Annotated in this window: 22 protein-coding genes; 7 read left to right on the forward strand and 15 right to left on the reverse strand. The window is 70.7% G+C overall.

Annotation, left to right across the window (positions count from 1 at the left end; translation table 11 throughout):
* Window positions 1-71: 71 nt before the first annotated feature.
* Complete coding sequence (locus K1J60_RS01200) at window positions 72-2,096, reverse strand: LodA/GoxA family CTQ-dependent oxidase (protein ID WP_220644485.1); 2,025 nt, start codon at window positions 2,094-2,096, stop codon at window positions 72-74.
* 96 nt (window positions 2,097-2,192) lie between these two features.
* Between K1J60_RS01200 and K1J60_RS01205 the strand changes: the two genes are divergently transcribed.
* Together K1J60_RS01205 and K1J60_RS01210 are read left to right on the forward strand one after the other, a co-directional pair.
* Window positions 2,193-2,684 carry a hypothetical protein gene (locus tag K1J60_RS01205; protein WP_220644486.1) on the forward strand — a complete coding sequence of 164 codons (492 nt, stop codon included), beginning with the start codon at window positions 2,193-2,195 and terminating at the stop codon, window positions 2,682-2,684.
* A gap of 12 nt (window positions 2,685-2,696) precedes the next feature.
* Window positions 2,697-3,746 carry a polyprenyl synthetase family protein gene (locus K1J60_RS01210; protein ID WP_220644487.1) on the forward strand — a complete coding sequence of 350 codons (1,050 nt, stop codon included), beginning with the start codon at window positions 2,697-2,699 and terminating at the stop codon, window positions 3,744-3,746.
* 65 nt (window positions 3,747-3,811) lie between these two features.
* On the opposite strand, the gene K1J60_RS01215 is transcribed toward K1J60_RS01210, so the two are convergent.
* The 7 genes from K1J60_RS01215 to K1J60_RS01245 all read right to left on the reverse strand — a co-directional run bounded on the left by K1J60_RS01215 (window position 3,812) and on the right by K1J60_RS01245 (window position 14,159).
* Window positions 3,812-5,791, reverse strand: a complete 1,980-nt coding sequence (locus tag K1J60_RS01215; protein WP_220644488.1) for a M20/M25/M40 family metallo-hydrolase — start codon at window positions 5,789-5,791, stop codon at window positions 3,812-3,814.
* A 294-nt stretch (window positions 5,792-6,085) separates the two neighbouring features.
* On the reverse strand, window positions 6,086-7,276 hold the full coding sequence (locus tag K1J60_RS01220; protein ID WP_220644489.1) for an alginate lyase family protein: 1,191 nt from the start codon (window positions 7,274-7,276) through the stop codon (window positions 6,086-6,088).
* Between the two features lie 164 nt (window positions 7,277-7,440).
* A complete protein-coding gene (locus K1J60_RS01225; protein ID WP_220644490.1) occupies window positions 7,441-8,286 on the reverse strand; it encodes a carbohydrate ABC transporter permease in 846 nt (281 codons plus the stop codon).
* Window positions 8,283-9,638 (reverse strand): ABC transporter permease subunit, encoded by a 1,356-nt coding sequence (locus tag K1J60_RS01230; RefSeq protein WP_220644491.1) that lies wholly within the window; start codon window positions 9,636-9,638, stop codon window positions 8,283-8,285. The genes K1J60_RS01225 and K1J60_RS01230 overlap by 4 nt, the downstream gene beginning before the upstream one ends.
* 5 nt (window positions 9,639-9,643) lie before the next feature.
* Window positions 9,644-10,978, reverse strand: a complete 1,335-nt coding sequence (locus K1J60_RS01235) for an ABC transporter substrate-binding protein (RefSeq protein ID WP_220644492.1) — start codon at window positions 10,976-10,978, stop codon at window positions 9,644-9,646.
* Window positions 10,979-11,060: 82 nt separating this feature from the next.
* Window positions 11,061-12,707 carry a glycoside hydrolase family 13 protein gene (locus K1J60_RS01240; RefSeq protein WP_398683087.1) on the reverse strand — a complete coding sequence of 549 codons (1,647 nt, stop codon included), beginning with the start codon at window positions 12,705-12,707 and terminating at the stop codon, window positions 11,061-11,063.
* A gap of 186 nt (window positions 12,708-12,893) precedes the next feature.
* On the reverse strand, window positions 12,894-14,159 hold the full coding sequence (locus K1J60_RS01245) for an ABC transporter substrate-binding protein (protein ID WP_220644493.1): 1,266 nt from the start codon (window positions 14,157-14,159) through the stop codon (window positions 12,894-12,896).
* 124 nt (window positions 14,160-14,283) lie between these two features.
* Between K1J60_RS01245 and K1J60_RS01250 the strand changes: the two genes are divergently transcribed.
* From K1J60_RS01250 to K1J60_RS01260, 3 genes are read left to right on the forward strand one after another with little or no spacing between them, the layout of a single operon-like run.
* On the forward strand, window positions 14,284-14,802 hold the full coding sequence (locus tag K1J60_RS01250; RefSeq protein ID WP_220644494.1) for a PadR family transcriptional regulator: 519 nt from the start codon (window positions 14,284-14,286) through the stop codon (window positions 14,800-14,802).
* Complete coding sequence (locus tag K1J60_RS01255) at window positions 14,799-15,548, forward strand: ABC transporter ATP-binding protein (RefSeq protein WP_220644495.1); 750 nt, start codon at window positions 14,799-14,801, stop codon at window positions 15,546-15,548. The genes K1J60_RS01250 and K1J60_RS01255 overlap by 4 nt, the downstream gene beginning before the upstream one ends.
* Before the next feature lie 3 nt (window positions 15,549-15,551).
* Window positions 15,552-17,855, forward strand: a complete 2,304-nt coding sequence (locus K1J60_RS01260; protein ID WP_220644496.1) for an ABC transporter permease — start codon at window positions 15,552-15,554, stop codon at window positions 17,853-17,855.
* Window positions 17,856-17,936: 81 nt separating this feature from the next.
* On the opposite strand, the gene K1J60_RS01265 is transcribed toward K1J60_RS01260, so the two are convergent.
* The 3 genes from K1J60_RS01265 to K1J60_RS01275 form a co-directional block, all read right to left on the reverse strand.
* A complete protein-coding gene (locus K1J60_RS01265; protein ID WP_220644497.1) occupies window positions 17,937-19,160 on the reverse strand; it encodes a phospholipase D-like domain-containing protein in 1,224 nt (407 codons plus the stop codon).
* 22 nt (window positions 19,161-19,182) lie between these two features.
* Complete coding sequence (locus K1J60_RS01270; protein WP_220644498.1) at window positions 19,183-19,353, reverse strand: hydrophobic protein; 171 nt, start codon at window positions 19,351-19,353, stop codon at window positions 19,183-19,185.
* A 98-nt stretch (window positions 19,354-19,451) separates the two neighbouring features.
* Window positions 19,452-20,612: a PP2C family protein-serine/threonine phosphatase gene (locus K1J60_RS01275; RefSeq protein WP_220644499.1), complete on the reverse strand. Its 1,161-nt coding sequence runs from the start codon at window positions 20,610-20,612 to the stop codon at window positions 19,452-19,454.
* A 786-nt stretch (window positions 20,613-21,398) separates the two neighbouring features.
* On the opposite strand from K1J60_RS01275, the gene K1J60_RS01280 reads away from it, so the two are divergent.
* On the forward strand, window positions 21,399-22,736 hold the full coding sequence (locus K1J60_RS01280; protein WP_398683088.1) for a ferredoxin reductase family protein: 1,338 nt from the start codon (window positions 21,399-21,401) through the stop codon (window positions 22,734-22,736).
* A gap of 224 nt (window positions 22,737-22,960) precedes the next feature.
* A complete protein-coding gene (locus K1J60_RS01285; protein ID WP_220644500.1) occupies window positions 22,961-24,088 on the forward strand; it encodes a GH12 family glycosyl hydrolase domain-containing protein in 1,128 nt (375 codons plus the stop codon).
* A gap of 46 nt (window positions 24,089-24,134) precedes the next feature.
* On the opposite strand, the gene K1J60_RS01290 is transcribed toward K1J60_RS01285, so the two are convergent.
* From K1J60_RS01290 to K1J60_RS01305, 4 genes are all read right to left on the reverse strand, one after another.
* Window positions 24,135-24,518, reverse strand: a complete 384-nt coding sequence (locus tag K1J60_RS01290; protein WP_033528768.1) for a hypothetical protein — start codon at window positions 24,516-24,518, stop codon at window positions 24,135-24,137.
* Window positions 24,518-24,757 carry a hypothetical protein gene (locus K1J60_RS01295; protein ID WP_033528876.1) on the reverse strand — a complete coding sequence of 80 codons (240 nt, stop codon included), beginning with the start codon at window positions 24,755-24,757 and terminating at the stop codon, window positions 24,518-24,520. Before K1J60_RS01295 ends, K1J60_RS01290 begins: the two co-directional genes overlap by 1 nt.
* 58 nt (window positions 24,758-24,815) lie before the next feature.
* Window positions 24,816-25,187 carry an ArsR/SmtB family transcription factor gene (locus tag K1J60_RS01300; protein WP_220644501.1) on the reverse strand — a complete coding sequence of 124 codons (372 nt, stop codon included), beginning with the start codon at window positions 25,185-25,187 and terminating at the stop codon, window positions 24,816-24,818.
* 195 nt (window positions 25,188-25,382) lie between these two features.
* Window positions 25,383-25,757: a roadblock/LC7 domain-containing protein gene (locus K1J60_RS01305; RefSeq protein WP_220644502.1), complete on the reverse strand. Its 375-nt coding sequence runs from the start codon at window positions 25,755-25,757 to the stop codon at window positions 25,383-25,385.
* Window positions 25,758-25,878: the final 121 nt, after the last annotated feature.

Consider the following 25,878-nt stretch of genomic DNA (forward strand, 5'->3'; position numbering starts at 1 on the left):
GAAAGCGGGATCGAGTGCGGGCGCGAGCGCCGACTCCCGCACAGGCACAGGCACAGCCGCAGGCACGGACCTCACTGCGCCTCGTGGAAAGGGTCGAGTCTTTCCAGGTACCCGGCGGCGATCTCCTCCTCGCGGTAGCCGGTCGCCCGCGCGGCCTCGCTGACCGCCCGCGCCACATACGCGGCCTCGTCCGCCGCGAGGGCCGTGCTGTCCTCGGGCCGGACGCCGCCCGCCGCGGCGGCCAGCGTGGGTGGCCCCGCCTCGGGCACATGCAGGTTGACGAGGTTCGCCGTGTCCGACGCCTGGTCGAGCGGTGATCCCGGGCGGGACTCCACCTGGATCCGTTCGGGGAACTTCCCGTCGCCCACGGTGTAGTCACGCACCTCGACGACGCCGAGCTTCGGCCAGTCCGTGATCATCTGGGTGCGCTGCTCGTTCATGGTGCCGGTCAGGCCGCGCAGCCAGGTCGCCCGCCGCTCGAACGCCTCCTCCCGGGCGCTGTCGTCGCCGCCGGTCGGCGGGGTGTTCACCGTCTCGAAGTCCACCAGCTTGAGCACGTGGTTGGGCACCTGGGCGGGCCAGAAGGTCGGCAGGTACGGGCTGTAGCGCGGCCCGAGGTTGGCCAGCACCTCGTAGCCGGAACGGCAGCTCGCGGTGTCCGCCTGCCAGGGGGCGGCCATCCAGCGGGTGAGGTCTCCGGGCCCCTGCGCGTACAGCGGTCCGCCCACGGCGGCGGCCTCCTGCGGGGTCAGGGTGGGTCCGAAGTCAGGTTCCGTGGTGCCCGGGGCACGGTGCCGGATGCGGAAGGGCGCGGTGAACATGCTCGGGGACCTGATCGGCCAGGTGACCTCGCACCCGGGGTGGAAGGCGTCGGCGGCACAGTTCTCCAGGGCCGCCCGGTCCAGCAGCCCCGGCTGCTCGGCGACGGGGGCGTCGTCGAGCGTGGGACGGGGCTGCCGCAGCGGCCCGGACTGGAACGCGCCGTCCGCCCAGCGTCGCAGCATCCAGTCCTGGGTCGGGGACAGCGTGATGTGCTGACGTACGGACCTGGGCCTACTGGCCATGGCGTCACCGTAGAGCCACGGCCACGGCAGCGGGGACATGCCGTCGCGGTCCCAGTCGCGCAGGGCCACGTACGTCTGGCGGCGCAGTTCCCGGCTCCGCCTGGACGGATCGGCGAGTCTCCCGCGCAGCGCGGGGGAGACAAAGTGGTTCGGACCGTTCCAGCCGAACTGGGTGGCGAAGCCCTGGTTGACCCACTGCAGATCACAGAAGCGGCGCAGCAGCGGTTCGATGTGATCGGTGTACGAGATCTGCTGCGGGCGGGTCAGTGAACCGGCCTTGACGAAGACGTCGAAGAGCAGGTCGTAGAGGGTGCGGATGGACCGCACTCCCGGGGCGTAGTGCGGAGGCCCCACCACGACCCAGGCCGGAGTGGCCGTCAGTTCCCTGTCGTCGATGAGGACCTTCGCCGTCACCGGGCCGTCGGACACGTCGTCGTACCAGGTGTCGTTGTTGGCGACTCCGGTGATCGGAGCGTTCGCGTACGAGGCGGAGTGCCCCCTGCCGCCGAGCACCAGCAAGCGGCCGTCCGCGCGGGTGGAGATCTCGCCGAGGTACACGGCCTTGCCCATGATCTTGCCGGTGTCGAATTTCTGCGTCTCCGTCAGGGAGCCGCGGACGGTACGGCTCCCGGGGTCGTTGACCAGCTTCTTCCGGTCGGCGCCCACGACGCCGGCGTTGCGCCGGCCGTACTGTTCGGGGGCGAGTGTCTCGCCCTCGGGAATGTCGAGCGGCACGTGGAACTGGTACCAGGCGGCCTTCTTGTTGGCCAGATGCACCGTCCACCGGATCTCGGACACACCCGCCTCGCCCGGCTTGAGTTCCCGCACGACCTCGCCCGCGGCGTTGTGGCCGTACACCCGGAAACGCGCGGCCTGCCTCCGGATCGCCCCCGCGGCGTCCTTGAAGGAGCCGGGGTCCGCGGGCTTCTGGTCCGGTGACTCCGGGCCGACGAAGGGCGCCTCGACGCTGTTGCCGACCCGCGCGACGCCGATTGCCGGGTGAATCCTCACCCGCACGATGTGACCGTCCATCGAGAACCTTCCGTTGTGCTCCGCGGGCTCGCCGACGCTTTCCACTACGCTCACATATCTGCACAAACAGCGCATTTCTCTACACGAGGAGATCGCATGTCCGACGAGCACCTCAATCGGGTCGACGCGGAGCGCCTTCAGCTCTCCCGCGCGGTCTCCCAGGTGGTCAAGCAGGCGGCCACGATCCTGCAGCAGGAGCTGACCGACGGTTCGGGCCGTGCCACGGCCATGCAGAAGAAGTACGCGGCGACGAAGAAGGTCGACCCCAACGAGTTCCAGATGCTGAGCAGCCGCGTCCGCAAGGACGTGCACGACCTCATCGCGATGGCCGCGGAGATGTTCACCGAACTCAAGACCACGGAGGTCCAGTCGCTGGTGTCACGTATGGCCACCGACGCGCACGACGTGGTCGACACCACGATGAACCTCGTGGAGAACGCGCCCGCGACCGCCAGGACCCTGGCCAATCTCGGCTTCACCACGCCGCCGGCGGGCCCCATGCCGGCGACGGGCGAGACGTCGGCGTCGGATTCCGCACCGGAATCCGGTGCGGAATCCGGCGGCGAACCACCGCGACCCGGCGTCTGAGAGGGCGGATCCATGACCGCTGAACCGGGCGTGGGCGTCGGCCCCTCAGCCGTGGAGTCGGTTCTCGCGCGCTACCGCGACCTCACCATCGCGCGACTGCTGTCCGGCATTCCGGACTCGACGCCGGACGAGCTGTACAGCCTCGTGCGCGACTACCCCAGCCGGTCCGGCAAGGGGCTGCGCCCGGCGCTGTGCCTGGCGGTGTGCCGGGCGCTCGGCGGCGACATCGAGAAGGCGATCGACTCGGCTGTCGCGATCGAACTCACCCACAACGCGTTCCTCATCCTCGACGACGTGCAGGACGGCAGCCACATGCGCCGCGGTGCGCCGACGCTGCCCGCCGAGTACGGCCTCGGGGTCGCGGTCAACGTCGGCAGCGCGACCAATCTGCTGGCCCTGCAGCACCTGATGGCCAATCGGTGGGCACTCGGCCCCAACCTCGCGTGGGCGATCCTCCAGGAGTCCGCGCTGATGATGCGCCACTCACTGGAGGGGCAGGCGATCGAGGTCGGCTGGATCCGGAACAACGCCTGCGACCTCGTCGACGACGACTACTACCGGATGTGCATGAAGAAGTCGTCCTGGTACACGTGTATCCATCCCTGTCGTGTAGGCGCCCTCGTGGCCGAGGGAAAGCACAGCGCGACGGTCCGCTTCGACCGCTACGGCTGCTATCTCGGTGCCGCGTTCCAGATCCAGGACGACCTGCTCAATCTGACGGGTCACTACGCGCGGTACGGCAAGGAGATCTCCGGGGACCTCTGGGAGGGCAAGCGCACACTCGTCCTCATCGAGTACATGCGCCGGTGCACACCGGCGCGACGGGCGCGGATGGAGCGGTTCCTGGGCAGGACCCGCGCCGAACGCACCGAGGACGAGGTGCAGTGGGTACGGGACGAACTGCTCGGCTCGGGGTGTGTCGAGACGGTACGGGCGAGGGCGCGGGCCCTTGCGGAGGAGGCGCACAGGGAGGCGCTGGAGGCGTTCGCCGACCATCCCGAGACCGAGGAGAGACAGTTCCTGCTCGACCTGCCGTTCTACATGGTGGAACGGGACAGCTGAACGGTCCTCGGTCCGGTCCGGTGGTCGTCCGGTGGTCGTCAGGTGGTCGTCCGGCGGGTCAGCGGTCACAGGCCCGCGAGGGTGAAGGCGGTCGCCGTGACGGAGCGGGCGACCGTCGCCGCGTGCTGGGGGCTGTGGTCCACGTCGACGAGGGTGTCACCCGGGGTGTGGTACTTCCTGGTGCCGGTACCGTTCTGCTCGCCCGTCGGGCCGAAGAGGTCCTCGGAGACGGCGACGGCCGCCCATCCCCGCTCGTGGAAGCTGGCGTGGTCGCTCCGTCCGATCGCCGGATCGGAGGGGCCGGTGAGCTGTTGGACCGTCACCGTGGGATCGATGGCGGGCAGGGTGTCCGCGAGGAGGGCGCCGAGGGCGTCGGACGCGCCGACGACCGGTCCCGGCACCGAGGAACCGGCGTGGATCTCGACCACGGGTGTGCTGCCCGGTTGGCGGCCCGCGATCATGTCCATCTGGAAGACACCGGCGATGCGGTCGTCCTCGGCGGCCGCGGCCCGCGCGTAGAACTTGCTGCCGACCATGCCTTGTTCCTCGGCGTTGAACAGCACGAAGCGAACGTTCCGCGTCGGTGTCCTGCCCTCTTCGAGCAGGTGGTGCAGGCATTCGGCCGCGGCCATGACGGCCGCGGTTCCGCTGCCGTCGTCGTCGGCGCCCGGCGCGGGGTCCACGGCGGGGTCGTAGGGGCGCGGGTCGCCGTTGTCGTCGACGAACTCACCGTCGGAGGCGGTGGAGTCCAGGTGCGCGGTGATGAGAACGGTCGAGTCCGCTCCGGCCACTTGGTGCTCGGCCTCCACGTTGAACAGCCGGCGTCCCTGCCACCGGAACCGGTGCAGCCGCACCGTCAGGCCCAGGCCGAGGAAGCGGTCGGCGAGCGCCTCGACGACGTGCGGGTTGTCCTCGGCGGACGAGTGACGGCTGCGCACCAGCAGCGCCTCGCCCTCCCTGAGCGGTTCGACTCCGGAGATGCGCGCTACATGGCCGCGCAGCACCTCCGGGGTCACGGCCGCGCGTACCGCGGCGATCGTCTGCGGTGAGGCACGGCCGTCACCGGCCGCCGCTTCGGGCCCGCCCGGCTCCGCGAGGTCTTGCGCCGGCCCCCCGGCGAGCCCTAGGGCCCACGCCTCGGCGGGCCGGGACAGGAGCGTCGGGTCCGGGAGCAGTCGCTCGGTGTGACCCGGCTTCGCGCCCGGCAGGTGGACTTCCTCGATCGGGGCGTCGGCGGGCGCCGCCACATAGACACCGCCGGGAGCGGGACCCAGCGGGAGCAGGGGCGAGGCCGTGGAGCCGGCGACCTCCTCGGCGACGATCGCGAAGGCGGACATGGCGCGGCTCGTCGCCCGGTCCTCGGCGGCCGCGAGGCCCTGGCCGGGAGCGGGGGGACGGTCGTCACGGATCAGGAAGGCCGCCGTGTCCCCCACCGGCCCCCGCAGGTCGACCGTGAATCCGGCCTGTTCGAGTGCCTCGGCACCGCGCATGCTCGCCATGGCCAGCACGAGCCGCGTCGAGGCGACGTGCACGGGGACGACCTCGCTCTGGTTGGCGACGGACTCCAGTGCGGACAGGTCCAGCCCTCCTGTCGGCTCGATCCGCGCCCAGAGGACCGGCCGGTTCTCCAGGGCGGCGCCGGTGAACACGGGATGCGCCGCCGTACGCAGTCCGGCCTGGCGGGCGAACGCGCGCTCCTGGTGGTCCTCGCCCACGAAGACGCACTCGTCGGCGGCGGAGGCCGGATGTCCCTCGGCCGCCGCCCCGGCAACGGCCTCGTCGAAGATCGCCCGGCTGTTCTTGGGGCCCCAGTGGACGAGCGAGTCGTCCGTGAACCGGCCGGGAAACGCCTCGTGCAGGGCTGACGCCGCCTGCTCCGCGGCGCCTTCGCCCGAGCCCGGGTTGGAGATGACCCCCTTGCGCAGGTCGGAGAAGGCGTCGAGCACGGCGAGGACGCGGGGTCGTGGCCGCAACGTCAGCGAACCGTCCGCCTCCTCCCGGGCGTCGGCCAGGGTCGCTCCTATGTCGAAGAAGAGCACGGGCATGGCGGTGCCTCCACGAACCACGAAGTGAACGGCCCGGAATCCGCGTGTGACCTGGCGGACGTTCCGGGCCGCCGCCCAGGTCCCCACTCTCGGACCGGGCTCCCGACCACTCCATCGTCCGCCTTCGGTTGCGCACGCGCATCCCGGGATGTAAGCGAAGGCCGTTCAACTTCGGACAGTTGAAGAAGGCACGGAGCGCGGGCGGCGTGGAGGTGCGCGGGCACCTGCGCCCGCCCGGCCGGCAACCGTCAACCGTCGCCCTCGATCGTCAACGGCCCGCGACACGAAAGGCGCTCAGTCGGGATTGTCGGCGTGCGTGAGCGTCGCCCATGCGTTGAAGTAGTTGTCCGTGCCCGACGGCCGGTGTGTCTCGGTGTACCTCTGGGTGTGGGACATCGCGATGCCGAGGCGGTGGTGCAGGGCGTTGAAGGCGACCTCGGTGACGCGGCCGAGCCCCTTGTCGACCGAGCCGCCGCACAGCCAGGAGGGTACGGCGGCGCCGTTCTCGTAGGCCGTGTGGAAGCCCAGTGCGTGGCGCAGCCGGTCCTGGATCCTGGGGTAGAGGTCCTGGCCCTGGATCCGGCTGGTCTCCGCGATGTTCGCGAGGGAGGCGATGCCCCAGCCGGTGTGTCCGAAGTCGCGGCAGGTCTCCTGGGCGAGGCCGTCGGTGAAGGTGCTCTGCCCCTGCCAGTACTTGATGATCTCGGCGCTGGTGTCGATGCTGCTGCCCGCGGGCGGCTCGGGCAGGTCACCGTCGGCGTTCAGGTAGACGTACGCCGGTACACGGGCGAGATAGGTGCGGACGGCCTTGTCGTAGGCGGCGCGGTCCTCGATGAAGACGGAGATGCCGAGCGCCGCCTCGGTCATGATCAGTTCCCAGTTGCCGTTCTTGGTCGACGCGCCGTTGATCACCTCGGGGAGGTACACGTCGCGCAGCATGGTCGCGAACCGGCTCGCACCCGGCCAGCCGCCGTCGTAGGTGTACTTGATGATCTCGGCGGCGCGCGGCCAGGTGGAACCCGCCCAGCCGGTCTGCAGCGGGGCGTTGCTGTTGGTGTGGTCGGTGATGGTCGCGGACCAGGCGTCCATGATCTCGATGGACTTCCTGGCGTACCGGCTGTCCCGGGTGAAGTACCAGGCGAGAGCCTGCGTGTAGGCGGCGATGGCGTCCTGACGCTCGTCGGTGCAGCCGTTGTTGGGGTTGGACGACGAGCCGCACTCCACGACGGGCCGCGGTCTGGCGGCACGCGTCAACGAGGCGTAGGAGCTGGCCATCATGGCGTCGTAGGCGGCCTTCCACGGCTGTTGGCCGGCCTGCACCTTCGACCGGGCGTGGTCGAGCTGGCCCCGGCTCACCAGGACACCGGGGTGGGTGAAGGTGGCCGGTGCGGCCGTCGCGCGGGGGGCGGATCCGGTGATCTGAACGCTCAGCAGGGCGGCCAGCAGGGCGAGTACACCGAGCAGGGCGGTTCTGGTGCGTGGCATCCGATGACCTCTTCCGTTCAGGAATGGGAACGCCGTTCCGAATACAGAAGCTTGGTCCGGACCATAGAAATCGAGCGTGCACATGTCAATAGAAGGAAGTGCGCGAGGTGCGGGATGCGCGGGCGGTCCCCGCGCATCCCCTTTCATGTGTCATGGCACCGGCACTACTTCACGGATCCCGCCATCACCCCCTGGACGAAGTGCCTCTGGAAGGCGAAGAACACGGCGACCGGCACGATCAGGGACAGGAAGGCACCCGGGGCCAGCACGTCGATGTTGCTGCCGAACTGCCTGATCTGTGACTGGAGTTCCACGGTCAGCGGCTGCGCCGAGCTGTCGGCGAACAGGAGCGCCACCAGCATGTCGTTCCACACCCACAGGAACTGGAAGATGGCGAGGCTGGCGATGGCCGGCCGTCCCACGGGCAGGACGAGACGGGTGAAGATGCGCCACTCGCCACCCCCGTCCATCCGGGCCGCCTCCAGCATCTCCTTCGGCATCTCGGCGAAGTAGTTCCGCAGCAGGAAGATCGCGAACGGCAGCCCGTAGGAGACGTGGAAGAGGACGACCCCCGGGATGGTGCCGAACAGTCCCAGCTGGCCGAAGAGTTTGGCCACCGGCAGCAGGCCGATCTGTACCGGCACCACCAACAGGGCGACCACCAGCAGGAAGAGCGGGTCACGGCCGGGGAAGTCCAGCCAGGCGAAGGCATATCCGGCGAGGGCCGCGATGACGACGACGAGGACGGTCGTGGGCACCGAGATCAGGACCGTGTTCCAGAACGCCTGGGTGATGCCCGAGTTGCCCAGCAGCGCCGAGTAGTTGTCGAAGGACAGCTGCCCCGGGCCGGTGAGCGCCGTCCACCAGCCGCCCCTGGCCGTGTCCTCGGTGGACCTGAGGGAGGACAGGAGCAGTCCGGCGAGCGGGGTGAGCCAGATCAGGCCGACGACCACGAGGAAGGCCTGGACGAGACTGTTGCCGAGCGCCCGCCTGAGCGCGGTGACGTTCATCGCTGACTCCCTTTGAAGCGGCGGACGTTGAAGACCATCGCGGGGACGACCAGCAGGAGGAGCAGAACGCCGAGCGCGCTGCCGAGCCCTTGGTCGTTGCCGCCGCCGAAGGACACCAGCCACATCTGGGTGGCGAGCACGGTGGCGTCCTCCTGCACCGGCCCCGGCGCGATGATGTAGACGAGGTCGAAGACCTTCATCACGTTGATGACGAGGGTCACGAAGACCACGGTCAGTACGGGGGCCAGCAGCGGTACCGTGATCCGGCGGAACACCTGCCACTCGTTGGCGCCGTCCATCCGCGCCGCCTCCAGCGTGTCCCGTGGCAGGGTCGCCAGGCCGGCGCCGATGAGCACCATCGCGAAGCCGGTCCAGATCCACAGGTAGGCGCCGATGACGGCCGGCGTGACGAGCGTCGGCCCGAGCCAGGAGATGCCCTCGTAGGGCGGGGCGAAGTTGGAGCCGGGGAGCGTGACGGTGTACGAGCCCGCCTCCAGGTCCGGGAAGCGGAAGGAGCCGTCGGACGCCGTGGTCGTGCTCGCGACCGTCCTCCCCTCACGCACCGCCTCGACCTTCATCGCCGGCAGTCCGCTCTCCCGGCGGTCCACCGCGCCCTGCTCGCCTCCCCCGCCAGGGGAGAAGTCCAGGTAGACGACGCCGCGCAGCTCGTCGGGGCCCGCCGTACGGGCCGCCGCCGCGTGCGCGGGTGCCGCGCCTTCGAGGTCCTTCGGCGCGACGCCGACCAGACCGAGGGCCACCGTGTCGCCGGGCGACACGGTCGCGGTCGTACGGTACGAACCGCCGCCGCCCGCGGTGAGGCCCTGTCCGTCACGGGCGCGGGCCGTGGGGTAGGAGGAGGTGCCCTGGAAGGCGTCGTGGACGCCGACGACCGCCGCGTTGAGGACGCCCTTGTCCGGGTCCTCGTCGTAGGCGAGGCGGAAGATGATGCCGGCGGCCAGGAAGGAGACGGCCATCGGCATGAAGAGCAGCAGTTTGAACGCCGTGGCCCAGCGGACCTTCTCGACCAGCACCGCGAGGATCAGCCCCAGACCGGTGAGCAGGGCGGGCGCCACCACGACCCAGACGGTGGTGTTCCGCACGGCCTTGAGGGTGGCCGGGTCACGGAACATCTCGGTGTAGTTGTCGCCGCCCACGAACCGTGTGCCGGAGGCGTCGAAGAAGCTGCGGCCGACCGAGAACAGCACCGGATAGAGGACCAGGGCGCCGAGCAGGAGCAGCGCGGGAAGGACGAAGAGCAGGGCGACGATCCGGCCCCGCCGCCGGGCGCGCCGCTCGGGGGCGGCGGTTCCGGCGGCGGGCGGACCGGCCACCTTCGTGAGTGTGGCGGTCATCGCGGTCAGCCCTTGTAGGCCTTGGCCGCGGCGTTCTCCAGCCGGGTCGCGGTCGCCTTCGGGTCGGACGGGTCACGCAGGAAGTCCTGGAGTATCTTCCACTCCCCCGCGCCCTTCGTGCCGCCGAACGCCGCCGGTGCCTGGTCGGACATGTCGAAGCGGACCGAATCCCCGGCCTCGATCAGGGACTTGGCGGTCGAGCGGGTGACGTCGTCGCCGTAGGAGGAGAGGTCGAGCCCCTTGTTCGGGGACAGGAAGCCGCCCGCCTCGGCCCACACGGCGGCGGCCTCGGGGGTCGCCAGGTACTCCAGGAGGGCCATGCCGGCCTTGGTGTTCTCGCCGTCCTTCAGGACGACGGCCGCGTCACCGCCGCTGACCACGGGCGCCTTCCCGCCGCCGACCGGCGGGAAGGGGAAGAAGTCCGCGTCCTCGCCGATCTTCCGGCCGAACTGGTCCTTGGCGACTCCGGCGACGAAGTCGCCCTCGTAGACCATGCCGGCCTCGGGCTCGGGGCCGAAGACCTTCTCGACGGAACCGGGGAAGTCCGTGTTCAGGGCGCCCTTCTGCCCGCCGGCCAGGAGTTGCTTGTCCTCGAAGAGGTCGCCGAGGGTGGTGAGCGCGTCGACCACGCTCTGGTCGGTCCACTTCAGCTCGTGCGCGGCGAGGGCGTCGTACTTCTCGGGGCCGGCCTGGGAGAGGTAGACGTTCTCGAACCAGTCGGTGAGCGTCCAGCCGTCCTGTCCGGCGACGGAGAAGGCGGCGAGGCCCGAGTCGGAGACGGTGCGCCCGGCCCGCAGCATCTCGTCGTACGTCTTCGGCGGCTGGACGCCCGCCTGGTCGAGGGCGTCGGGGCTGTACCAGACGGTCGACTTGTGGGCCGCCTTGAAGTACAGGCCGTAGAGGGTGCCGTCGACGCTGCCGTAGTCCTTCCAGACGCTCGCGTAGTCGGCGTCGACCGACTTGGCGGTGGCGGCGGACAGCGGCTTGAGCCAGCCCGCCTCGGCGAACTGCTGGACCACGCCGACCTGCGGGACCATCACCACGTCGGGGGCGTTGCCGCCCTCGATCTTGCTGCCGACGACGGTGGAGACGTTGTCGCCGGTGGACACGAACTGGGTCTTGGCGCCGGTCTTCTCGGTGAAGGCGTCCAGGACCTTCTGGAAGTTCTTCTGCTCGGTGCCGGACCACACGCCGGCGACGGAGACGGTCTGGCCGCCGAGCGGCTTGTCGCCGCCGCCCGCGGCGACGGGGTCCCCGCCTCCGCAGGCGGTCGCGCCGAGCGCCAGCGTGAGGACGAGGGCGGTACAGCTCGCGGGCAGGGTGGTACGTGGTCGCATCATCGTCGATGTCCCTTCGGGAGGTGATGGAGCAGACGGCCAGGACGGGACGGGCCGGTGCGGGAGGTGTGGGAGGTGTGGGGGCTCAGGAACCGGTGTCGTCACCGATCCACCAGGCGGCCGTGGCGCCGGGGAGGACCCCGGCCGGGCAGGGGCCGCTGGACAGCAGAGGGGTGCCGGGGACGGGCGCGGGCGCGGGCGCCGTACCGAAGTTGACCGCGCAGACCAGGCCGTCGCCACGGACGAAGCCGAGGACATCGGGCTGGGTGTCCAGCCAGCGCAGTGTGCCCTCGCCCAACTGGGGCAGGGTCGCGCGCAGTTGAAGTCCGTCGCGGTACAGGTGCCAGAAGGACCGGGTGTCGGCGAGGGCCCGGTCGGTGGCGTACTCGGCGAAGTACTCGGGCTGCGGCAGCCAGGGCTTGGCGCCCTCCACCCCGGAGGTGAAGCCGAAGGGTGAGGCCTGGCCGGACCACGGCAGCGGGACCCGGCAGCCGTCGCGGATGCGGGCACGGCTTCCGGTGCGGCGGAAGATCGGGTCGGTGAGCACGTCGTCGGGCAGGTCGACCACCTCGGGCAGGCCCAGCTCCTCGCCCTGGTAGATGTACGCGGCGCCGGGCAGGGCCAGCATCAGCAGGGCGGCCGCGCGGGCGCGGGCGGCTCCGAGGCCGCTGCCCTCGGTGGCCGGTTCGCCGTAGCGGGTGACGGTGCGGACCTGGTCGTGGTTGTTCAGGACCCAGGTGACGGTCGAGCCGGTGCCGGCGATGTCCTGCATGGCCTCGGTGATGACCTTGCGGAAGGCGTCGGCGTCCCAGGAGGCGCTCAACAGGTCGAAGAAGAAGGCCTGGTGCAGTTCGTCGGGGCGGACGTACCGGGCGTGTTCGCGTGCCGTCGGGACGGAGACCTCGCCGACCAGGAGCCGCTCACGGCCGTCGTGTGCCGTGTACTCCTCGCACACCGCGCGCCAGTGCCGCCAGACGTCGTGGACCTCGGGCTGGTTCCAGGCGAGCGGGTTGACCGAGTCGCGGGTGCGGGCGTCGGCCTCCGGGTCCGGCGAGTCGGGCAGCTCGGGGTGTTTGAAGAGCCCTGCGGCGACGTCGATGCGGAAGCCGTCGACGCCCCGGTCGAGCCAGAAGCGCAGGACGCCGTCGAAGTACGCGCCGACCTCGGCGTCACGCCAGTTCCAGTCGGGCTGCTCGGGCGTGAACATGTGCAGGTACCACTGGCCGGGGCGGCCGTCGGCCTCCGTGACGCGGGACCAGGCCGGGCCGCCGAACATGGCGTGCCAGTTGTTGGGCGGTTCGGCCCCGTCCGGTCCCCGCCCGTCGGCGAAGTGGAAGCGGGAGCGGGCCGTGCCGCCGGGCGGTCCGGCGAGCGCCTCGCGGAACCAGGGGTGCTCGCTGGAGCAGTGGTTGGGGACGATGTCGAGCAGGACCTTGATGCCCAGCCGCCGGGCGTCAGCCACCAGCCGGTCGAACTCGGCGAGGTCGCCGAAGAGCGGGTCGACGTCGCGGTAGTCGGCGACGTCGTAGCCGTGGTCGTGCTGCGGCGAGGGGTAGAAGGGGCTGAGCCAGATCCCGTCGACGCCCAGCTTCCTCAGGTACGGCAGTCCGGCCCGGACTCCGGCGAGATCGCCGACGCCGTCGCCCGTGCTGTCCAGGAAGCTGCGGACGTACACCTGGTAGATCACTGCGTCGCGCCACCAGCGACGTGTGTCGATGTGCTTGGAGCTCACCCGTTGACCTGTCTGTGCGACCTGACGGTTATGCATGCATGTTAGGTAGGCATGTCGAGGAGGTGTCAACGAGTAGACGGAAGCTACCGGGAAGTTGGGGAGTCAAATACGGACTTATCAGGTCAGTCGAGCGCCACATGAGACGCGCGCGTTACCTAACATGTAACTAGGGGGTGAGGGGAAGAACTAGCCCCGGGAGATCGCCGCGAGTTCGCGGGCCAGTCGTCGCACCGCCGCCTCGGGCGTCCGGCGCCCGGCCATGGCGTCGTGCACGACCGCCTGGACGACCATGCTGACCTGGTCGTATCGCGGGCTCTTCGGGCGGGGAGCGGCCGCGAGAACGCTCGCGCGCAGCGTCGGCAGGTAGGGGAACTCCCGTACCAGGTCGGGGTCCTCGTACAGCTCCGCGCGTACGGGAGGCAGCGCGCCCCGCGTGAGGACCTGCCGCTGGACGCGCTCGCCGGTGAGGTACGCGATCAGGCGCGCGGCGGTGTCGGGGTGTTCGGCGTGGGCTCCGACGGCCAGGTTGGAGCCGCCGAGCACACTGGTTCCGGGCCCTTTCGGACCCGGCAGCGGCACGGCGCCGATCTTCCCGGCGACCGCGGAGCCCTCGGCTGCGGCACTGACGTACGCATAGGGCCAGTTGCGCAGGAAGAGGAGTCGGCCGTCCTGGAACGCCCGCCTGGACTCCTCCTCCTTGTACTCCAGCGCCTCCCGGGGGATCCAGCCCTCGCGCACACCGCGGGCGAGGAAGCCGATCCCCTCGCGGGCCGCCGAGCCGACGGTGACGCGTTCGCCCTCGTCGCCGAGGATGGTGCCACCCGCCGAGTACACGGCCTCGGCCGCGTTGACGGTGAGGCCCTCGTAGGGCAGGAACTGGCCCGCGTAGCCGCCGAGTCCGTGCCGGGGCGCGATGGTCTTCGCGTAGCGCTCCAGTTCGGCCCAGGTACGGGGCGGCGGGACGCCCTCCTCCGCGAGGACGTCCGAGCGGTAGAGGAGCAGGCCGGCGTTGGTGACGTAGGGGACGGCGTAGAGCTGTCCGTCGTACGTCGCCGTGTCCACGACCGGCGGGAGGAAGCTGCCGAGCGGGAAGCGGTTTCTCGGCAGCGGACGGATCCAGTCGGCGGCCGCGAACTCCGAGGTCCAGGTGACGTCGATGTTGAGCACGTCGAAGCGGCCGCGTTCACCGGCGCGCAGGTCGGTGATCATCTGGGCGCGGGTCTCGTCGGCGGAGTCCGGCAGCTCGACGAGGGTGACCTTCTCCCCGGGGTGAGCGCGGTTCCAGCCCTTCAGGAGCGGGCCGAGATAGCCGGTGAGGTCGCCCGCGGTGGCGAGGGTCAGCGGACCCCGGCCCCTGAGTCCGCCGTCGGCCTGGGCACCGGAGGCCCCATAACCGGCCAGAACGACCGCGAGGACGAGAAGGCCCCTACCGGCGGCGCGTATCCACCGCATAGGTTCCTCCCTGTACACCGGCACCGGGCACCTTCGCCCGGAGTCAGAGGCCATGTATACCTGTTAGGTATGGGCGATACTAGGGCCTGGAACACAATACGAGGCTGCGAGGAGGACAGCTCGAGTGCGCCTGCCCCTCCTGGCCCTGCTGGCGCGCGGCCCGGCCCACGGCTACGAGCTCAAGCGGGACCTTGAGCAACTGCTGGGCGCCGCGTACCCTCAGCCGAACGTCGGCCAGATCTATGTGACCCTCGGCCGCCTCGAGAAGTCGGGCCTGATCGAGGGCGAGGAGGTCGAGCAGTCGAGCCGGCCCAACAAGAAGATCTACCACCTCACCGACGCCGGGCGGGAGGCGCTGCGCGCCTGGTACGAGGAGACGGCGGACGAGCCGCGGGTCCGGGACGAGTTCTTCATGAAACTCGCGCTCGCCCCGCAGACCGGTCTCGCCGACCAGATCGCCCTGATCAACAGACAACGGCGCCACTACCTGAACACCATGCGCAACCTGTCGAAGCTCTCCACAGCCGAGAACGGCCGGGACAACCGTGTCTCCCGGCTGCTGATCGAGGGCGCCATGCTGCACCTCCAGGCCGACCTCGACTGGCTGGAGCGCTGCCAGGAGGAACTGGAGGAGCCTCGGTGAGCGACGCCCCCATCCCTGTGTTGCGGGCCGAGGGCCTCGTCAAGACCCACCACGGGCAGGGCGCGCCCGCCCATGCCGTGCGCGGCGTGGACCTGTGTGTGCGCGAGGGCGAGTTCGTGGCCGTCACCGGTCCGTCCGGGGCGGGCAAGTCGACGTTGCTGCATCTGCTCGGCGGGTTGCAGCGGCCGGACAGCGGCAGCGTCTGGCTGGGCGGCGAGCGCACGGACGACTACAGCGAGGCGCGCTGGGCCGTCGAGCGCCGACGCCGTATCGGCATCGTGTTCCAGTTCTTCAACCTGGTCTCCGACCTGTCCGTCGCGGACAACGTGGAACTGCCGGCACTGCTGGCCGGGGCCTCCGCCAAGCGGGCGCGCGCCGAGCGCGAGGAGTTGCTGGCCGAGCTGGGCCTCACGGGCAAGGAGCGGAGCATGCCGGGCGAACTCTCCGGCGGCGAGCAGCAGCGCGTGGCGCTCGCCCGGGCCCTGGTGAACCGGCCCCCGCTGCTGCTGGCCGACGAGCCGGCGGGCAGCCTGGACAGCAAGGGGACCCGCGAGGTGACGCGGGTGCTGTCCCGCTTCCACCGGCGGGGGCAGACGATCCTCCTGGTCACGCACGACGCACGACTGGCGAGTGCGGCGGACCGGGTCATCAGCTTCTTCGACGGCCGCATAGCCGACGACGTCGAGCTGGACGGCACACCGTCGCCCGGCGCGGGGGTCCCCGCCGTGCTGGAGCTGAAGGACTGACCGATGCGAGCCATGTTGCGCTGGGCGCACTCGGACCTGCGGACCCATCGCGGCGAGGCCCTGTTCCTGGTCCTCGCCACCGTCGGCATCGTCACCTCCCTGTTGCTGGCGGCGGCGCTGTTCGGCTACGCGACGAACCCCTGGCAGCGCGTCTTCACCCAGTCCCGGGGCGCCCATGTGTGGATCCACACCGCCGCCTCCACCGACGCCTCGGACCTCACCGCACTGCACGACCTGGACGGGGTCGAGGCGGTGGCGGGCCCCTACCCCACCACCGCCACCACGGTCGCCTCCCGCGGCACCCGCGCCCCGGTCGAGCTGCGCGGTACCGGCGAGCGGCCCGTCACCGGCCGCCCGCTGCTCACCTCCGGCCGTTGGCTGGACCCCGACAGGCCCGACGGGGTGGTGCTGGAGAGCCGCCTCGCCCAGGCGCTGCTGGCCGGGCCCGGGGACGTCCTCACCCTGCCGGGCGACGCCGGGCCCCTGACCGTCCTCGGCGTCGCCGACAGCGCCGAACCCGGCTACCGCAAGGGCGAGCGGCCCGGGCTGGTCTGGGTGGCGTCGGCGGCCCTGCCCCCCACCGGCGCCGTCGGCGGCCAGGTGATCGGGCTGCGGCTGACCGACCCCGACGCCACCGACTACGCCGTCCAGCGTGCCGTCACCCTGCTCGGTGCCGGCGCCGTCAGCGAGGTCTCCTCCTGGCAGCAGGCGCGGGCGGAGGCCCAGGGCGACGACCGGCTGCTCGGCCAGGTGCTGGGACTCTTCGGACTGGGCGCGCTGGTCGCGGCGGGACTCGCCGTGCACGGGGCGATCGGCACCCGGGTCCGAGGGCATCTGCGGGACATCTCGATCCTGAAGGCGATCGGTTTCACCCCGGGCCAACTGGTGCGCGTCTTCCTGCTCCAGCACCTCACCTACGCCCTGCTGGGGGCCCTGGCCGCGGCAGCGCTCACCGAGACGCTGGGTCCCCGGCTGCCGGGCCGGCTCGGGGACGCGGTCGGTGTGTGGCAGGGGCTGCCCGGACACACGGCCGCCCTCGTCGCGGTGCCCGTGGCGGTGGTGCTGTTCATCGGCGCGACCACCGGCCTCGCGGCCTGGCGGGCGGGGCGGGTGCCCCCGGTGCCGGTGCCCCGGGCCGCCGTACCGACCGGCGGACGCCTGTCCGCAGTGGCACGCCGGGCGCTGGCCCTGAGGCTGCCGCCCGCGCTGGTCCTCGGCTGGCACAAGGCGTTCATCCGCCGACCGCGCACCCCGGCCACCATCGCCCGGCTCGCGCTGCCGTTGACGCTGATCGTGGTGGCGATGAGCGCGTGGACGACCATCGACCGCTTCCACGGCCAACCGGAGCGGATGGGTCTGCCGGCCGCGCTGACCGTGCACGTCGACGACGGCGCGCACGCGCCGGCGACACGGGCCCTCCTGGCCCGTCATCCCGAGGTGACCGCCGCCCATCCCGGTGTCGAGGTGGCCGCGCTGGTGCCGGGTCAGACGGCCACGATCGCGCTGCGCGGCCTCGGCACGAACGAGGACCCCTACCCCTTCGCGCTCGCCGAGGGCCGTACCGCCCAGGGCCCCGACGAGGCGGTGGCCGGGCAGGGGCTGCTGGATCTGCTGGACGTGCGCGTCGGTGACTGGGTGCGCATGACGGTGGGCGGCCGTCCGCAGATCCTGCACATCGTGGGCCGCAGCATCGAACCGGACAACGCCGGCCGCGTCGTCTCCACCTCCCTCGACACCCTCCGGGAGAACGACCCGGAACTGCGCCCCACGCTCTACCAGCTGCGCCTGCGTCCCGACGCCGATCCGCACGCGGTCGCCGCCGACCTGTCCCGCACGGCAGGCCGGGGACAGCTGGACGTGCACGCCGTGACGAACCCCGCCGACGGCCTCTCGCCGCTGCGGGGTGTCGTCGTCGGACTGCTCGGCGTTCTCGCGCTCATCGGGCTCGTCGAACTGCTGACCGTCATCGGCGGCACCGTGCGCGAGGGCGAACGGGACCTGCTGGCGCTCAAGGCGGCCGGGCTGTCGCCGCGGCAGATCACCGGGATCACCGTGACCGCCACGGGCTGCACCGCCCTGGCCGCGATCGCGGTCGCCCTGGCGCTGGGGCTCCCGCTCGCGCGCTGGCTGATCGACGCCCAGGGCCGGTCCAGCGGCATCGGGGCCGGCATCGCGCAGAGCCCCTCCCCCATGGCGCTGTCCGCCTTCGGGGCGGCGGCGCTCCTGGGGGCACTGGCCCTCGCCGTCGTCCCCGCGGCCCGCGCCGCCCGCCGACGCCTCGCGGACACGCTGAGCGCGGTGGCATAGCGGGGCTCGCACGGACTCCCGGTCCACCTGAGCGCGGTCTCCCGATCGCAGGTCTCCTGACTCCAGTCCCCGGATCCCCGGTCAGAGGAAGCGGCGGATGGGCTGTACGGCGGCTTCACGGGCTCTCTGTACGAGGGAGCGCCGCTTCCAACGCCCGGGACGGATCGCGTCGCTGCACGCGATGTCCGCCTCGAAGTGTTCGTCGAGGGTGCGGGTGAACTCCCCGTCGAGCACGGCCAGCATGATCTCCTCGTCGTGGTCGAGGGACCGGCGGTTGAAGTTGGTCGAACCGATCAGCGTGGCGACGCGGTCGACGGTGACGACCTTCGCGTGCATCATCGTCGGCCGGTACTGGTAGATCTTCACTCCGCAGGCGATCAGATCGTCGTAGTAGTGCTGACCGGCCAACCGGCAGACCCGTTTGTCGGTGTGCGGGCCCGGCAGGAGGATCTCCACCTCCACCCCCCGCCGGGCGGTCGCGCACAGCAGCTCGACGAAGTACGCGTCCGGCGAGAAGTAGGCGGTGGCCAGGCGGAATCGTTCCTCGGCGGATTCCAGCATGACGCGCATCAGGGTCTGCATGTCCTGCCAGCCGAGGCTGGCCGAGCCGCGCACCACCTGGACGATCGCCTCGCCCTGCGGGCGGTGGTCGATGAACCGGTCCCGTTCGTCGAAGAGTTCGTCGTGGCACTCGGCCCAGTTCTGCGCGAACGCGGCGGCCATGCCGTCGACCGCGGGCCCACGGACCTGGACGTGCGTGTCGCGCCACTCGTTCTCGTCACGCGCGTCACCGCACCATTCCTGGGCGATGCCCACCCCGCCGGTGAACGCCGTCTCCTCGTCGACGACGAGGACCTTGCGGTGGCAGCGGTGGTTCTGTTTGAGCGGTGAGAGATACAGCGGCTTACGGAACCAGGCCACCTGCACACCGGCCCGCTCCATCGTCTCCAGTTGCTCGGTCTCGATCAGCCGGCTGCCGAACCCGTCCAGGAGGAGCCGTACCCGCACCCCGGCGCGGGCCCGCTCCGCGAGCGCCTGGGCGAACTCGCGGGCGATGTCGCCCCTCCAGTACACGAACGTCATCATGTCCACCGTGTGCCGGGCACGACGGATCGCGCCCAGCATCGCGGCGAAGATCTCGTCCCCGTTGCGCAGCGGGGTGAGCGCGTTGCCCTCGGTCGCCGCCACTCCTATCAGCCGTTCCAGCCGTCGGCGCAGGCGCAGGACGCGGTGCTCCACGGACGGCGCGCCGCGGCCTTCGAGGAGTCGGGGGGCCAACTCGGGCGGTTCCTGTGTACTGGTCATGGCAGTCGGCATCTCGCTCGCGTCACCATCGATACCAGCGGCCGCGGCCACCACCGGCGTGGGTGGAGCGCATCACGAAGCCCAACAGCCACAGCACCAGGACGGCGAGAGCCACCCACCACAGAACGTCGAGGGCGAAACCCGCACCGAAGAGGATCACGGCGAGAAGCAGGACAAGAAGCAGGGGAACCATTGTTATCAACCTCCTGCACCGTCGTTTGCCCTGCTAATGCTTCACCAATCCCCCATCATTCCTTGTTTGTGAAGGCACAACTGGGGCATGGGTGGCTTTCATTCGGGCTGGCCGTGCCAGTCCAGCACCAAGGCCGTGGCGTCGTCCTTGAGCTGGCCGCGGCAGGCGTCGAGCACCGCGGCGGTCAGGCTGCGGACGACCTCTCTGGGGTGCAGCGCGTGAGTGTCCCGCAGGACGGAGACCAGATCGGCGGCAGCGGCGCCACGGTCCTGCATCCCGTCGGTGAGCAGGATCAGGCGGTCGCCGGGACGCAGTCGCAGTTCCTGTACGCGGTAGGGCATGGGGGTCGACACCCCGAAGGGCAGGTTGACGGCGAGTTCGACCTCTTCGACGGTGCCGTCCCGCAGTCGCAGGGGCCAGGGGTGCCCGGCGTTGACCAGTTCGCACAGGCCGGTTTCGAGATCGACGCAGAGCAACTGTCCGGTGGCCAGGCCCCGGCTGTGGCGCAACAGGGCCTGGTGGGCGTGCTCTGCCTGGGAGAGGGCGTCACAGCCGCTGCGGCGCGCCTGCCGCAGCGCGCCGACCAACAACGTGGCGAGCAGGGCGGATTGGGTGTCGTGGCCCATGGCGTCGGTGATGGACAGGTGCAGGGTGTCACGGTCGAGTGTGTAGTCGTAGGTGTCACCCCCGATGTCGTCGGCCGGGACGAGCCCGGCCGCGAGGGTGAACTGGGCCGCCTCGCAGCAGGGCGACGAGGGAAGCAGCTGGTGCTGGATCTCGGCGGCCAGACTGGTGCGGGTGGTCCGTCTGCCCAGGTGGTACAGATCGGTGAAGCGACGGTCCGTGACGATGATGTAGGCCAACGCGTGTGCCGCGTCGCGGACCTGCCGGAGCACGGCGTCCGCGATGTGCTGCAGGGTCACCTCCAGGACGCCGATGCAGTCGCCGCGGTTGGTGACCGGCGTGATGACTCGCTGTCCGTCCTGTCCGTCCGGCTCCACGTGCTGGCGCTGGTTCCGCAGGACGTCGTCGTAGACGCTGCCGTGCAGATCGATCGGCTCGGCCTGGCCCGCGAGGTCACCGGCGGGCGCGGGGAGCCGTACCAGCCGCTGCCCCATGAGGTCGACGAACAGAAAGGACACACGCTCCGCACCCAGCCGCTTCTGCAGATCGCGCGCCACCACTTCGACGGAATCACTGGGCGGGGCCGCCTCCGCAGCGGCCAACAACTCACCCAGCTCCAGGTCTGCACCTTCCACGACAACCTCCGATCGGTTGCCGCACCTTCTTCCCCGAGTTCTCGTGACATCACCGATGCGCTCACGAGGAGGAGGTCACAGCCCGCGTCACACGCGCTGCCTCCGCGCGCCCGCACTCCGCCCGCAGCCACCGGCGACTGTGCGACCACCCTGCGGGAACGCCGTACGAGCTCAACGCCGTCATGGGACGTTTCGATCTGCTCAGGAGCCGGACCGCCGGGTGCGGGCAGCGGTTGTCGTCCCGCTCCGACAGCGCCTGGGGCTGGTGCCTGTCACTCCACCGCTCCTCGCGGAGCCGACCGGTCCGCTCACCTGCCAGGAGGGCGCCGGGGCTGAGCGCCACCCCGTCACGGCCATGTCCCCAGCCTTCGAGCGGACCTTGGGCGACTGGTCCCGGCGCGGGTCGATCGCCTACGGGGAGGCGGACCTCCACGGAGGTGTCGGACGGCGATCGTGGAACTGCTCAGTTTGCCTCCTGGCCCACTGACTGGTGCGGCCACTCGCCACCTGCGGGATCCGCATCTCGAACGGGCCCCGCTGTCACGGGAGGACGCCGTGACCCTGCTGCGGACCCGGGCCATGGAGCAAGACTCGGGGCGCCACCACGGTCGAACTCGCGTGCTGCCGTAACGAGGAGGAACCAGTCGAGGCCCAGGGGGGTCCAATTCTTGCCACGTTCCCTATTCTTGCCCCGCTCCCAGGGGGCGTGGCAGATTCGAGCCCCCGGTCCTGGCGATCTTGTCGGGAGCGGGGCGGGGTACCTCACATGGACCGGAGGGGGAAACGGTGGAGACGACGAGTACGCGGGTGCGGCACGGCACCATACCTCCTGTCAGGGCGGCGCGTTGGGCCCTGTGGACGTTCGTCGTGGTCAACCTGACCATCGTCGAGATCCTGTTCTTCACCACGGGCACGGGCAAGAACGGGGTGCTCACCGTCGCCAAGTTCTTCGGTCTGCACGCGGCCGTGCTGATGCTGTTCCAACTGCTGCTGGTGGCCCGGCTGCCGTGGCTCGACCGTCGTATCGGCATGGACCGGCTGACGGTGTGGCACCGGTGGGTCGGCTTCACCCTGCTGTGGACGCTCCTCACCCACGCCGTGCTGGTGGTGCTGGGGTACGCGCGGCTCGACGACGTGTCGATGACGAAGACCTTCTTCGCGCTGGCCGGAGTGCCGGCCTCCCTGCTCGGGATGCTGGCCGCGGCGATCGTCGTCGTGGTCGCCGCGGTGTCCGCCCGAAAGGTGCGCCGCCGGCTGCGGTACGAGACGTGGCACGGCCTGCATCTCCTGCTGTACCTGGCGTTGGGGCTGGCGTTCGTCCACCAGTTGCAGGAGACCACGACCTTCAACTCCTCCGCGTTCGCGCGGACCTACTGGTGGGCCCTGTGGCTGTTCGCGTTCGGTGCCCTGGTCGTGGGCCGGATCGTCATGCCCCTGTGGCGCAACGCGTATCACCGGTTCCGGGTCGCCGCGGTCGTGCGGGAGTCGGACGACGTGGTGTCGGTGCACGTCACCGGCCGCCGGCTCGACCGGCTGCCGGCCCGCGCCGGGCAGTTCTGCATCTGGCGGTTCCCCGGGCACAACCACTGGTGGCTCGCCAACCCGTTCTCGCTGTCGGCGGCACCCGACGGCCGGACGCTGCGGCTGACCGCCAAGGCGGTCGGCAGCGCCAGCGCCGGTCTGCGCGACCTCCCCGTCGGGAGCCGCGCGTTCGTCGAGGGGCCGTACGGGGCGTTCACCTCGTTGCATCGGACGCGGCCCGGCGCCCTGCTGATCGCCGGAGGAGTGGGGATCACACCGGTCCGTTCCCTGCTGGAGGAGGAACCGGCGGGCGACGTGGTCGTGCTCTACCGGGTGCGCAGCGAGAGCGATGCCGTGCTGGTGGACGAGGTACGGGCTCTGGTCGCGGAGCGTGGCGGGCGCCTGCACCTGCTCACCGGCCGCAGGGGTGAGGGAACACCGCCGTTCGAGCCGGACAGTCTGCGGGCTCTGGTCCCCGACATCACCGAACGCGATGTCTACGTCTGCGGTCCGCCCGCGATGACCTCGGCCGTTCTCGGCGCCCTGCGCGACCTGGCGGTCCCGCGGGGGCAGGTGCACGCGGAGCGGTTCGGTCTGGCCTGACGGACCGGCCGTGCTCCCGGCGTCGGCAGGCTCCCTGCCGACGCCGGGACACCGCGCGGGCGGCCACCACTTGTGCGACGAACCGCCGCAGCAGGGTTGTCAGGGGCATGCCTGCGCTTCTACAGTCCGTGGCAGAACGAAAATGGGAGCGCTCCCATACGGGGGAACCGTGGAGCGCCCGTGCCGCCCCCACCTCCCGGCCGTACCTCCGAAAGAGGTCCCCCATGCGACCGTCACCACATCTGCCGCGCACCGCGCGCGGCGCGTTGGCCGCGTTCGTCACCGCGCTCGCGACCCTCGCGGCGCTCTTCGCCGCCACGCCGTCGGCCCAGGCCGACACGACCGTCTGTGAGCAGTACGGATCGAGCGTCATCCAGGGGCGCTACGTCGTCCAGAACAACCGCTGGGGCACGAGCCAGCCCCAGTGCGTCACCACCACCGACACCGGTTTCCGGGTCACCCGGGCCGACGGTTCCGTCCCCACCAACGGCGCCCCGAAGTCGTACCCCTCCGTCTTCAACGGCTGCCACTACACCAACTGCTCGCCCGGGACCAACCTGCCCGCCCAGCTCTCGGGCATCTCCGGCGCGCCGAGCAGCATCTCGTACGGCTACGTCGGCGACGCCGTCTACAACGCCTCGTACGACATCTGGCTGGACCCGACGCCGCGCACCGACGGCGTGAACCGGACCGAGATCATGATCTGGTTCAACAAGGTGGGCCCGATCCAGCCCATCGGCTCCCAGGTGGGTACGGCCACCGTGGGCGGGCGTTCCTGGCAGGTGTGGCAGGGCGACAACGGCACCAACGACGTGCTGTCCTTCGTCGCCCCGTCGGCCATCGCGAGCTGGAGCTTCGACGTGATGGACTTCGTCCGCCAGGCCGTGTCCCGGGGACTGGCCCAGAACGACTGGTACCTGACGAGCGTCCAGGCCGGCTTCGAACCCTGGCAGAACGGCACCGGCCTGACCGTGAACTCCTTCTCGTCGACCGTCGACACCAGTGGGAGCGGCCCCGGGGCCCCGGGCGGCGGCACGGCCTGCGCGGTGTCGTACGCCACGACCGTGTGGCAGGGCGGCTTCACCGCGAACGTCACCGTCACCAACACCGGTTCGACGCCCGTCGACACCTGGCGGCTGGCCTTCACACTGCCCTCCGGCCAGAGCGCGACCGGCGCCTGGAACGCCTCCCTCTCCTCGTCCTCGGGCTCGATCACGGCGAGCGCGCTGGCGCACAACGCGAGCATCTCCCCCGGCGGCAGCCAGAGCTTCGGGTTCCAGGGCACCTACGGCGGCACCTTCGCCACGCCGGGCGGCTTCAGCCTGAACGGGACCGCGTGCGTCCGGACATGACCTGACCGGCGCCGGGCGGGGGACGGACCGGCCGGGTGGGCGAGGCTCAGATCCGCCAGGAACGCAGGGTGTCGGCGACCTCGTAGATGGTCAGCCTGCTCTCACGGACCTTGCGGATCAGATCCGACAGGGCGCCGTAGGGCGGATCGATGCCCTGCGCCGACTGGTCCATGTACTGGGCGGCGACGAACGCGGCGACGAGGCTGTTGCGGTGCGGCAACGGCTCCAGGCGCGCGATGGTGTGCAGCAGCGCGGCCGCGCGCCAGGCGGCGTCGGGGTTCGACGTCTCCAGGGTCGGCATACGGGTCTTGTGCCGGGCGACGGCCGCCACCAGCGCGGAGTAGTCCGTGACGGACACGTCCTCGCTGCCGAGGGCCGCCTCCTGGACGTCCAGCAGCCAGGAGACGTCGACGTACAGGGTCTCGCTCATCAGGCGGCGGTGACTCCCTGATCGCGCTGGGACGGAGGCACCTCGTCGGGGAAGGCCTCGTCGAACTCGCCGCGCAACCGGTCCGCCCAGGCGGCGGCGCCGGCGACGAACCGCTTGCGGTGCATCTCGCGGACCCCGAGATCGTGCATGTACTGCTTCAGGCTCTTGCCCTCGGCCGCCGCGGCCGCCCGCACACCTTCCATTTCCTCGTCCGTGAAGGACACGTTCAGTGATGGCATGCCCCGCATGGTACCTACTTGGCACCTGCCTACGCCAGCGTGCGGGGCACAGACCGGCTCAGGAGCGTCGACCTGCCGCGTCCGGGGTGAGGGTCGGCTGGAGGTCCGCCTGCTGGAGCTCCGCGAGCAGCTCGCTCTGGCCGGCGAGCAGCTCGGTCAGGATCCGGCGGGCGGCACGGAGCAGTTCCGCCACGTCGCCGCCGGCGAGGGCGTAGCTGACCGTGGAGCCCTCCCGGATGGAGACCACGATGCCGGAGCGGCGCAGCACGCCCAACTGCTGGCTGAGACTGGACGGTTCGATCTCGATCTCGCTCAGCAGATCGCGTACGGGAAGCGGGCCGCCCTGGAGCAGTTCCAGGACCCGGATGCGCACCGGGTGCCCGAGCATCCGGAAGAACTCGGCCTTCGCCTGGTAGAGGGGCACCTGCATGAGAATCGCTCGCTCCCTGCCGCGTTCGACGGGCTCTGTGGGCACGGCGGCCTGTGTGCGCCACCGCAGGCGGTACTGCGTCCCCATCCTCGTGGATCCGGCCCCGCACACCCATGGGATTGACCCGATCTGGATATGTCCAGTTGAAGAAATCTTCAACTCATGGGCGTGCGAGGCCACGGAGAACGCGGTTGTCTACACGTCGACTTCGGCCCCGATGCGCCTGAGCTGGTGGCGGGCCATGGCCAGGTTGGATTTCGTCCGGTCGAGCACGAGGTAGAGGAACAGTCCGTTGCCGCTGCGGCCCTTGAGCGGCTGGATGATGTGGTACTGACTGCCGAGGGTGATGAGCATGTCCTCGATCTCCCCCGTCAGGCCGAGGTGCTCCATGGTGCGGGTCTTGGCGCGGATCACGTCGGTGTTGCCCGCCGCCGCGACCGTGAGGTCGAGGTCCTTTCCGCCGCCCAGCGTGCCCAGCGCCATACCGCTGGTGTAGTCGACGAGCGCGGTCCCCAGGGAACCCTCGATCGAGGTCATGATCTCCTTCAGGGAAATCTCCACATTGGCCATATCGGCATCTCCTGTCGGTCACTGCGCGGCTCGGGCATCGCCCTCTCCGCCGGTGCGAGGACCGTACGAGGTACCTGTCCGCGGCACCCCTGTTGCTCCGCTACTGAACGAGGGAGCCGCA

This window comes from Streptomyces akebiae, from assembly GCF_019599145.1.
GTDB lineage: Bacteria > Actinomycetota > Actinomycetes > Streptomycetales > Streptomycetaceae > Streptomyces > Streptomyces akebiae.

Excerpts from the sequence above, each read along its gene's own strand:
- K1J60_RS01200 (WP_220644485.1), bottom strand. The coding sequence starts at position 2,096 with ATGGACGGTCACATCGTGCGGGTGAGGATTCACCCGGCAATCGGCGTC.
- K1J60_RS01205 (WP_220644486.1), top strand. The coding sequence starts at position 2,193 with ATGTCCGACGAGCACCTCAATCGGGTCGACGCGGAGCGCCTTCAGCTC.
- K1J60_RS01210 (WP_220644487.1), top strand. The coding sequence starts at position 2,697 with ATGACCGCTGAACCGGGCGTGGGCGTCGGCCCCTCAGCCGTGGAGTCG.
- K1J60_RS01215 (WP_220644488.1), bottom strand. The coding sequence starts at position 5,791 with ATGCCCGTGCTCTTCTTCGACATAGGAGCGACCCTGGCCGACGCCCGG.
- K1J60_RS01220 (WP_220644489.1), bottom strand. The coding sequence starts at position 7,276 with ATGCCACGCACCAGAACCGCCCTGCTCGGTGTACTCGCCCTGCTGGCC.
- K1J60_RS01225 (WP_220644490.1), bottom strand. The coding sequence starts at position 8,286 with ATGAACGTCACCGCGCTCAGGCGGGCGCTCGGCAACAGTCTCGTCCAG.
- K1J60_RS01230 (WP_220644491.1), bottom strand. The coding sequence starts at position 9,638 with ATGACCGCCACACTCACGAAGGTGGCCGGTCCGCCCGCCGCCGGAACC.
- K1J60_RS01235 (WP_220644492.1), bottom strand. The coding sequence starts at position 10,978 with ATGATGCGACCACGTACCACCCTGCCCGCGAGCTGTACCGCCCTCGTC.
- K1J60_RS01245 (WP_220644493.1), bottom strand. The coding sequence starts at position 14,159 with ATGCGGTGGATACGCGCCGCCGGTAGGGGCCTTCTCGTCCTCGCGGTC.
- K1J60_RS01260 (WP_220644496.1), top strand. The coding sequence starts at position 15,552 with ATGCGAGCCATGTTGCGCTGGGCGCACTCGGACCTGCGGACCCATCGC.
- K1J60_RS01265 (WP_220644497.1), bottom strand. The coding sequence starts at position 19,160 with ATGACCAGTACACAGGAACCGCCCGAGTTGGCCCCCCGACTCCTCGAA.
- K1J60_RS01270 (WP_220644498.1), bottom strand. The coding sequence starts at position 19,353 with ATGGTTCCCCTGCTTCTTGTCCTGCTTCTCGCCGTGATCCTCTTCGGT.
- K1J60_RS01285 (WP_220644500.1), top strand. The coding sequence starts at position 22,961 with ATGCGACCGTCACCACATCTGCCGCGCACCGCGCGCGGCGCGTTGGCC.
- K1J60_RS01290 (WP_033528768.1), bottom strand. The coding sequence starts at position 24,518 with ATGAGCGAGACCCTGTACGTCGACGTCTCCTGGCTGCTGGACGTCCAG.
- K1J60_RS01295 (WP_033528876.1), bottom strand. The coding sequence starts at position 24,757 with ATGCCATCACTGAACGTGTCCTTCACGGACGAGGAAATGGAAGGTGTG.
- K1J60_RS01300 (WP_220644501.1), bottom strand. The coding sequence starts at position 25,187 with ATGCAGGTGCCCCTCTACCAGGCGAAGGCCGAGTTCTTCCGGATGCTC.
- K1J60_RS01305 (WP_220644502.1), bottom strand. The coding sequence starts at position 25,757 with ATGGCCAATGTGGAGATTTCCCTGAAGGAGATCATGACCTCGATCGAG.